The organism is Xanthomonas cannabis pv. cannabis (genome assembly GCF_000802365.1).
GTDB classification, from domain to species: Bacteria; Pseudomonadota; Gammaproteobacteria; order Xanthomonadales; family Xanthomonadaceae; genus Xanthomonas; species Xanthomonas cannabis.
In genome coordinates, this window is the sequence record NZ_JSZE01000161.1 from 1 (window position 1) to 7,616 (window position 7,616).

6 protein-coding genes are annotated in these 7,616 nt (G+C 65.5%); 3 read left to right on the forward strand and 3 right to left on the reverse strand.

Going from position 1 to position 7,616, the window contains the following annotated elements:
- Positions 1-351 (forward strand): DUF4272 domain-containing protein (locus OZ10_RS19045; protein ID WP_039566583.1); only part of this gene is annotated, 351 nt, incomplete at its 5' end.
- Positions 352-481: 130 nt separating this feature from the next.
- Here the strand turns inward: OZ10_RS19045 and OZ10_RS19050 are convergent.
- A complete protein-coding gene (locus OZ10_RS19050) occupies positions 482-1,150 on the reverse strand; it encodes a YceH family protein (RefSeq protein ID WP_039413583.1) in 669 nt (222 codons plus the stop codon).
- A gap of 325 nt (positions 1,151-1,475) precedes the next feature.
- Between OZ10_RS19050 and OZ10_RS19055 the strand changes: the two genes are divergently transcribed.
- Both OZ10_RS19055 and pyrF read left to right on the forward strand, forming a co-directional pair.
- Positions 1,476-2,435: a 5'-nucleotidase, lipoprotein e(P4) family gene (locus tag OZ10_RS19055; RefSeq protein ID WP_039566585.1), complete on the forward strand. Its 960-nt coding sequence runs from the start codon at positions 1,476-1,478 to the stop codon at positions 2,433-2,435.
- Entirely contained in the window at positions 2,432-3,163 is a 732-nt protein-coding gene (pyrF, locus tag OZ10_RS19060) for an orotidine-5'-phosphate decarboxylase (protein WP_039566587.1), read from the forward strand. The genes OZ10_RS19055 and pyrF overlap by 4 nt, the downstream gene beginning before the upstream one ends.
- A 298-nt stretch (positions 3,164-3,461) precedes the next feature.
- On the opposite strand, the gene OZ10_RS19065 is transcribed toward pyrF, so the two are convergent.
- Together OZ10_RS19065 and OZ10_RS19070 are read right to left on the reverse strand one after the other, a co-directional pair.
- Positions 3,462-4,982: a tryptophan halogenase family protein gene (locus OZ10_RS19065; protein ID WP_039413592.1), complete on the reverse strand. Its 1,521-nt coding sequence runs from the start codon at positions 4,980-4,982 to the stop codon at positions 3,462-3,464.
- A gap of 104 nt (positions 4,983-5,086) precedes the next feature.
- The coding region (locus tag OZ10_RS19070; protein ID WP_039566590.1) for a TonB-dependent receptor domain-containing protein at positions 5,087-7,616 on the reverse strand (2,530 nt) is incomplete at its 5' end.

Consider the following 7,616-nt stretch of genomic DNA (forward strand, 5'->3'; position numbering starts at 1 on the left):
AACTTTGGCTGGCGCTACGAGAGCCTGGCCGTGTTGCAGTGGGCCCTGGGGCTGGCCGACGCGCTGCCGGAGCCAACCGATCTGTGCGATGTCCCCCTGGCCGCCCAGCGCGCGCTGGAGCATGCCGAAGCAGCGATGCGGCCGTCGTTGACGCTGCGGCCGGTGCCCGAACTGCTGGATGCGCTGGACCGGCACCTGCGCCTGCATTGGGCGGTGCGCCAGGCCGGCCAGACCCAGCAACCGCCGCCGGCCGGCATCGTGCCGGGCGTGGTCTATGAGCGCCACTACACCCTCAACTGGCTGCTGCACTTCGAAGACGCCGATTGGGACGCGGTGGACACGCCGACCTGAGCGGGCCGGCCGCACGCTGCGCCACCACCGCTCGGTCAGGAGCTCGTCTGGCGGCCTGCCCGCTCGTTGCCTGCGTTGCGACCTGCGGGGGCGGCGCAGTGGCGTGGGCCTCCGAGAGCGCACTGTCGCCCTAGGCGCCAGCCGCTTCCAGGCGCGCCTGCACTGCGGCCAGTGCATCCTGCAGTTCGGCGACGGTAGCCTCCAATGTTTGTACGCGCGCTTCCAGCTCGCTGCTGTCGGCGCTGCTGCGCGGGCCTGGCGCAGCGCGCGCGGCAGCGGCCTGCAATGCCTCCACGTCTAGCTCGCCACTGAGCAGATGCGCGTAGCGATCTTCGCGCTGGCCGCTGGCGCGCGGCAGTTGCACCGCCAGGCCGCGCTGGATCAGCCGGTCCAGATGGTGGCGCACGTCGTCGGCATCGTTGAAGCGCGTCAGCCGCTCGCTGCGCGCAAACAGCTCGCCCAGCGTCTGCGGGCCGCGCAGCAGCAACAGACCGATCAGGGCCACCTGCTGGCGGGTTAGGTCCAGCACGTGGCCCAGGCGGTGTTCGTAGCGCTCGGCACGCGAAGAGAACTGCTGGCGCACCAGGCCCAGGGTTTCCAGCTGGCGCAGCGCGTGGTGCACCACCCCGGTCTGCAGGTTCAATACCGGCTCGCGGGCAGTCTTCTGGTTGGCGGCGACCTGGGCGGCGTTGACGGTGAGCGGATACGCATCCGGGGTGGTCGCTTCCTTCTCGATCAGACAGCCGAGCACGCGGGCCTGGGCGGTGTCGAGAACGGGCGGGGACGAGAGTTCGGTCATCGGTGACTCCGGGGCAATCAGCGCACAAGGATATGCCGATCTGCTGCCAGGGTTCTTTCGATGCAGCGAACACGCGCGGCGGCGGCGCTATCTACCCTGGATAGCGCCGGTCTGCGTCGTGCGGCGAAACACGCCTGCGCCTGCAGGAACAGGCGCAGGTCCGCATCCGCATCGTGCCGAGACCCCGTCCGGCCAGGCTGCCCGACAAGCCGCGTGGCACGGGTGGCCCTGCGTACGGCTCGCCTCCCGGCCGCACCATGGGCAAACGCGAGCGGACTGGCGCGAACCCGCTAAAATTGCGCGCTTCATTGCCGTTCCTGTTCTGGTGGATGCCATGCGCCCCTCGCTTTACGCACCGTTGTCCCTGCTCGCCTGCACCGCGCTGGCCCTGAGCGCCTGCAAGCCCAGCGACACGCAACCGGCCCAGCCTGCGCAGGCTGCCGCTGCAACCGCCCATGCCGATGCCAGCGCCGCGGTCACCAAGGCCGCAACGTCGGCGACCACCGCGCCGGCCGGCGACGACAACCTCAACGCAGTGCTGTGGATGCAGCGCTCGGAGGAATACCGCGCCGTGGCCGAGCAGACCTATCGCGTCGCCGCCGACAAGCTCGACACCGCGCTCAAACAGCCCAACTGGGACGCGCTAGTCCCGGAAGAGCGGGCCAACGCTGCCACCGGCCTGAAGCCGGCGGTGGTGCTGGATGTGGACGAGACCGTGCTGGATAACTCGCCCTACCAGGCACGCCTGCTGCGCGACGGCAAGGAATACGACGAGTTGAGCTGGGACCAGTGGGTGGCGGAGAAGAAGGCCACTGCGATCCCGGGGGTGGTGGATTTCGCCAAGGCCGCCAACGCCCGCGGCGTCACCCTGATCTACATTTCCAACCGCGCCGTGCACCTGAAGGACGCCACGCTGGCCAATCTGCGCAGCGTGGGGTTGCCGGTGGCCGACGACAGCGTGTTCCTGGGCCTGGGCACGGTAGTGCCCGGGTGCGAGCAGAATGGCAGCGAGAAGAATTGCCGCCGCCAGCTGGCCGGGCAGAAATACCGGGTGCTGATGCAGTTCGGCGACCAGCTGGGCGACTTCGTGCAGGTCACCGCCAACACCGGCCAGGCGCGTGGCGCGCTGCTGCAGCAGTACCACGACTGGTTCGGCGAGCGCTGGTGGATGCTGCCCAACCCCAGCTACGGCGGCTGGGAGCCGGCGCAGTTCAACAACGATTACGCGCAACCCTGGAAAGCACGCCACGACGCCAAGCGCGCCGCACTGGAGACCGCCCGATGAACCGTCCCCCGTTAGCCCTGGCCGCGCACGAGCGGCTGATCTTCGCGCTGGACGTACCCGGCCATGACGAGGCGATCGCCTGGGTGGATCGCCTGGGCGAGTCGGTGTCCTTCTACAAGATCGGCATGGAGTTGCTGGCGTCGGGCGAGTACTTCCATGTGCTCGATGCGCTGGCCAAGCGCAACAAGCGGTTGTTCGTGGACCTGAAGTTCTTCGACATCCCCGCCACCGTGGCCGGCACCATCCGCCGCCTGTCGCAGTGGCCGGTGAGCTATTGCACCGTGCACGGCTGGCATGCCGGCATGCTGCAGGCCGCCGCCGAAGCCAACCAGGGCGACATGCGCCTGCTGGCGGTGACCGTGCTGACCTCGATGGGCCGGCCGGACCTGGCGGCGATGGGCATCAACCGCGAACCGGTGGAGGTGGTGGTGGAGCGCGCGCTGGCCGCACAGGCCGCCGGCATCGATGGGGTCATTGCTTCTGGCCAGGAAGCCGGCCCGATCCGGCGCGCCACCGGCCCGGCATTCTCGATCGTCTGCCCCGGCATCCGCCCCGGCGGCCCGGTTGGCGATGACCAGCAACGTACCGTGGGCGTGGCCGAGGCCTTTACCGACGGCGCCGACGCGATCGTCGTCGGCCGCCCGATCCGCCTGGCGAACGATCCGGCCGCCGCCGCCACGGCCATCCAGGCCGAGATCCGTGCGGCGGTGGTGCAGCACAAGGACTGATCGCCCGTGTTTTTGCTGCCGTCTAGGCAATAGAATCAAGGAGTTAAGACATCAAAATTAAAGCATTGCTTTAATGTGAAAGTCTCGTTAACATGCCGGCGTCCGATGTCAGTCGGAAGCTGTGCCACTCATTGTCCACCGGGCTTGTCCCGGTTTTCGAAGGGATCGGGCCTTGTGCCCGATCCTTTTTTTTGCCCGCTGGATTGCCCGGCAAGCGCAGCGTCGCCGCCTCTGCCTGGTGGTCTCCCGCCTGCCCGCCGCAGGAGTGCCTGCCTCGCCATAGGCGCCTGGGCTCCACTCAGCGTGTCGCGGGCGCCTTGCAGAAGCGGTCGATGAATTGCTGGTGGGTCGGCATCACGTCCACGCAGTGCGCGATGGTCTGCGCCACACTGGCCAGGAAGCCTTCGGCATCGCGGTCGGGCACCTGGTCCACCAGTGGGTGATAGCCGGTCGGCACGATGCCCTGGCCCACCATCACCTGCACCCAGCTGATCTCGGCGAACATCTCCTCGGCATTGCGATAGAACCGCCCGCTGTCGCGGAACAGGTCCAGCGTGGCATGAAGCTCCGGGGTGATCGGCATCTGGCGGCAATGTCGCCAGAACGTGCTGTCGTCGCGCTCGGTGGCGTGGTAGTGCAGCAACAGGAAATCGCGGATGCGGTCGAACTCGAATGCCAGCCGGTCGTTGTAGCGCTGCACCAGCACCGGGCTAATGCCTTCGCGCGGAAACAGCTCCAGCAACTTGGAAATGCCGGACTGGATGAGATGGATGCTGGTCGATTCCAGCGGCTCCAGAAAACCGCTGGCCAGGCCCAACGCGACCACGTTGCGGTTCCAGCACTGCTTGCGCCGCCCGGTGGTAAAGCGCAGCGGGCGTGGGTCGGCCAGCGGCTTGCCATCCAGATTGGCCAGCAAGGTGGCAGCGGCTTCGTCGTCGCTGATGTGTGCGCTGCAATACACATAGCCGTTGCCGGTGCGGTGCTGCAGCGGAATGCGCCATTGCCAGCCGGCCGCGCGCGCGGTGCAGCGCGTATACGGCGTGGGCGGGCCGACCTTTTCACAGGGCACCGCCAGTGCACGATCGCACGGCAGCCAATGGGTGAAGTCGTGGTAGCCGGTGTGCAGGGCGTCTTCGATCAACACCCCGCGGAAGCCCGAGCAATCGATAAACAGGTCGCCGGCGATCACCTGGCCCGCCGCCAGGTGCAGCGCCACCACGTTGCCCGATTCCGGATGCAGCTGCACCTGCTCCACCATGCCTTCGATACGCGTGACGCCGCGTGCCTCGGCAAACCCGCGCAGGAAGCGCGCGTACAGCGCGGCATCGAAATGATACGCGTAGGCGATATTGGCCAGCGGTGAATTGGCCGGCACATCGCCAGCCGAGGTCATGAACTTGCCGCGCACCGCGGCCACGGTGTTGAGCGTATAGGCGCCCAGCGGCTGCGCCTTGCCGCGCGCGCGCTGCTTGATCCAGTACTGGTGGAACGGCAGCAGCCCGAGCGGGTGCCCGATCTGGCTGCCGAAGCCGTGGATGTAAGAGGTGCCGGGGCGCTGCCAGTCAACGAACTCGATGCCGAGCTTGAAGCTGCCCTGGGTCTGGCGCACGAACTCGGCTTCGTCGATACCGAGCAGGTTATTGAAGGCCTTGATGTGCGGCACGGTGGCTTCGCCCACACCGACGGTGCCGAGCTGATCGGATTCGATCAGCTGCACGTTGAAGGTGGGGCCAAGCACGCGCGCGAAGGCGGCAGCGGCCATCCAGCCGGCGGTGCCGCCGCCAACAATGACGATGTTGCGAAGTGGAGCGGGGAGCATGTCTGCACTTCCTGAGCATTAGGGACGGACACACGAACGGGGCCAGTTGGCCCCGTCGCGAAGGACCACACGCGCAGCCGCACGCGTGTGGCGATGACGATCAATCAGAACTTGGCGCCGAGTTCCAGTACCACGCTACGCGGCACGTAGTTGATTTCGCCGCTGGTATTGATCGCGATGTCCGGATCAAACTGCCCATTGCTGCCGAAGCCGTTATAGGCGTACGCACTGTAGTTCTTGAAGTTGAACGCGTTGAGCAGGTTCACGCGCGCGTTGAGCTTGAAGTCGCCGACCACGGTGAACTCCTTGGTGGCCTGGAAGTCCACCGTGCGGTAGCCCCAGATATCGCCGCCCACCAGGAACTTGCCGCTGCCCGGAGGCGTAACACCCACTTGCTGGCAGGTCGCCCCATCGGGATCGGTGAAGCCGAAGCAGGCAATCGTGTTGATCGGCTCGGGCGTTGCCAGCACCAACTTGGCGCCCAATGTCACCCCCCACGGGATATCGATCGAGCCGGAGGCTACGAAGCGATGCGCTGCCACCGCGTCGGACTTGACGAACGGATAGCCGCGGATGGTCGCCTTGTCGAAGCCGTATGGCTCATCGATGTTGCGGTTCTGGCGCGCGCTGGTGTGCGTGTAGGACAGCGTCAGGCCCCAACCGGATTCCTTGGTGTACGGCTTGTCAGCCGATAGCAATACCTGGCTGTTGCGCTGTTCCAGACCATTGGTACCCAGGATGGTGTTCTGGTAGCCCGGCACCGGCTCTCCCCACGGCACATTGCCGTTCTGGAAGTACGAACCATCCGGATAACGGTTGATCAAGCCCATCGCAAAGCCGTCGTAGCTGAGGATGCGCTGGAAGGTCACGTCGGTCAGCCACTCGCCCACCTGGTTGGTGATACCGATGCTGTACTGGTCACTGTAGGGCGTCTTGAGCTTGTTGTTGAACATGAACAGCTCGGCGCTGCCGCTGACACCGGGAATGGTATTGAGCTGATCGATGCCGTTGAGATAGCGCGGGTCGAACGCAACGCAGGTGCGGTCGGCGCGATAGCACCGTTGGGTTGCGGGATTTTCGAAATACACCGCCACCGGCGACAACGCCGCCTTGCTGGTTTCCAGCGCCAGCTGCTCGAACAGGTTGCGGTCGTACGAACGCGCTGCACCACCGTGCAGGATGGCGGCTTCGTCGCCGAAGAAGTCATACGAGAAACCGAAGCGCGGCGCCCACGCATCCTTGAAGTTCTTGCGGTTGTTGCCGGTGCTGATGTAATCGGCCACGTTGATGCCGCTGGGCAGCAGGCGGCTGGCCCACGGCTGGCCGGGGTTGTCCGGATCGTTGGCGTACAGCGCATCGACAAACGCGGGCGAGGTGACGAAGTCGGTGTAGGCTGGGGTGTCTTCGTAGTCCCAACGCACGCCGATGTTGATCATCAGCTTGTCGGTGGCGGCCCAGTCGTCCTGCAGATAGATGCCGTACTGCTTGGACGGCGAGACCACCGTGGCGCGCTGGCCGGGCGTGTTGTACGGCGCAACAAAATCCACGCGGTACGGCGTCGCTTCCACGCTGCCACCGTTGACCCGATAGCTGAACTGCGGGTTCAACGCCGCTGCGTCCTGCGAGGTCAGCTCGATGTCCTTGTAGTTCACACCCATCTTGATGGTGTGTTCGCCATGCCACTGGAAGCTGGTGAAGGTCAGATCGTTCTGGAGGAACCAGCCTTTCTGGCTCTTGCGTTGGGCGTTGGCACCGCCAGCAGAGCCGGTGGTCAGGAAGGTGCGCTCATCGATATCGGCCGAGCCGGCGCGTGGTTGGAAATACTTGTAGACGATGCCGTTGCCCAGCGTGCGCGGGTTCGGGTTGTTCTCCGAGTTCTCGGTGCCGACGATGACCTCGTTGAACCAGTTGTCGGCGCTGTGCTGCCAGCGCAGGTTGGTGCGCTTGTCCTTGTTGATCTTGTCGGTGGCCTGCGCCAGCGTGTTGGTGCCGCCCACGTTCGCGGTCTGGGTTTCATCGCGATAAATCGTGCTCAGCTCGATGCGATCGCGGTCGGTGGGCTCGAAATCGATCTTGCCGAAGAACAGGTCTTCTTCGAACGGCATGTTGGCCGGGCCGTACTGGCTGGCCAGGTCGGACGGCAATTGGTTGACGAAGCCAGCTGCCTCCGCGCTCGGCTGCACGCTCTTGGGTGCCACGTTTTCCTTGCCCTCGTAGGCGACAAAGAAATGCATGCGGTCCTGGATGATCGGCCCGCCCAACGCGAAGCCGTATTCCTTGGTCTGCGAATCGATCTTGCCGTTTTCTTCCTCGTCGGGCCGCTTGTCGCGTAGATCCTGATCGGTGTAGCGGTAGAATACTTCGCCGTGCAACTCGTTGGTGCCGGACTTGGTGGCCGCAGTGATCGCCGCGCCACTGATCTGGCCGTATTCGGCCTTGTAGTTGGAGGTGATCACCTTGTACTCGCCGATGGCGAGCTGAGGGAACGGATTGCCCTGGGTGTCGCTCTGGCCGGCAACCCCGCCGCTGCGCACGTAGCTCTTCTGGCCCACGCCATCGATGTACAGATTACCGGCGCTGGCGTTGGATGCACCGCCGCGTAGCTTGGTGTTGCCGTTGCCATCGACCTGAAAC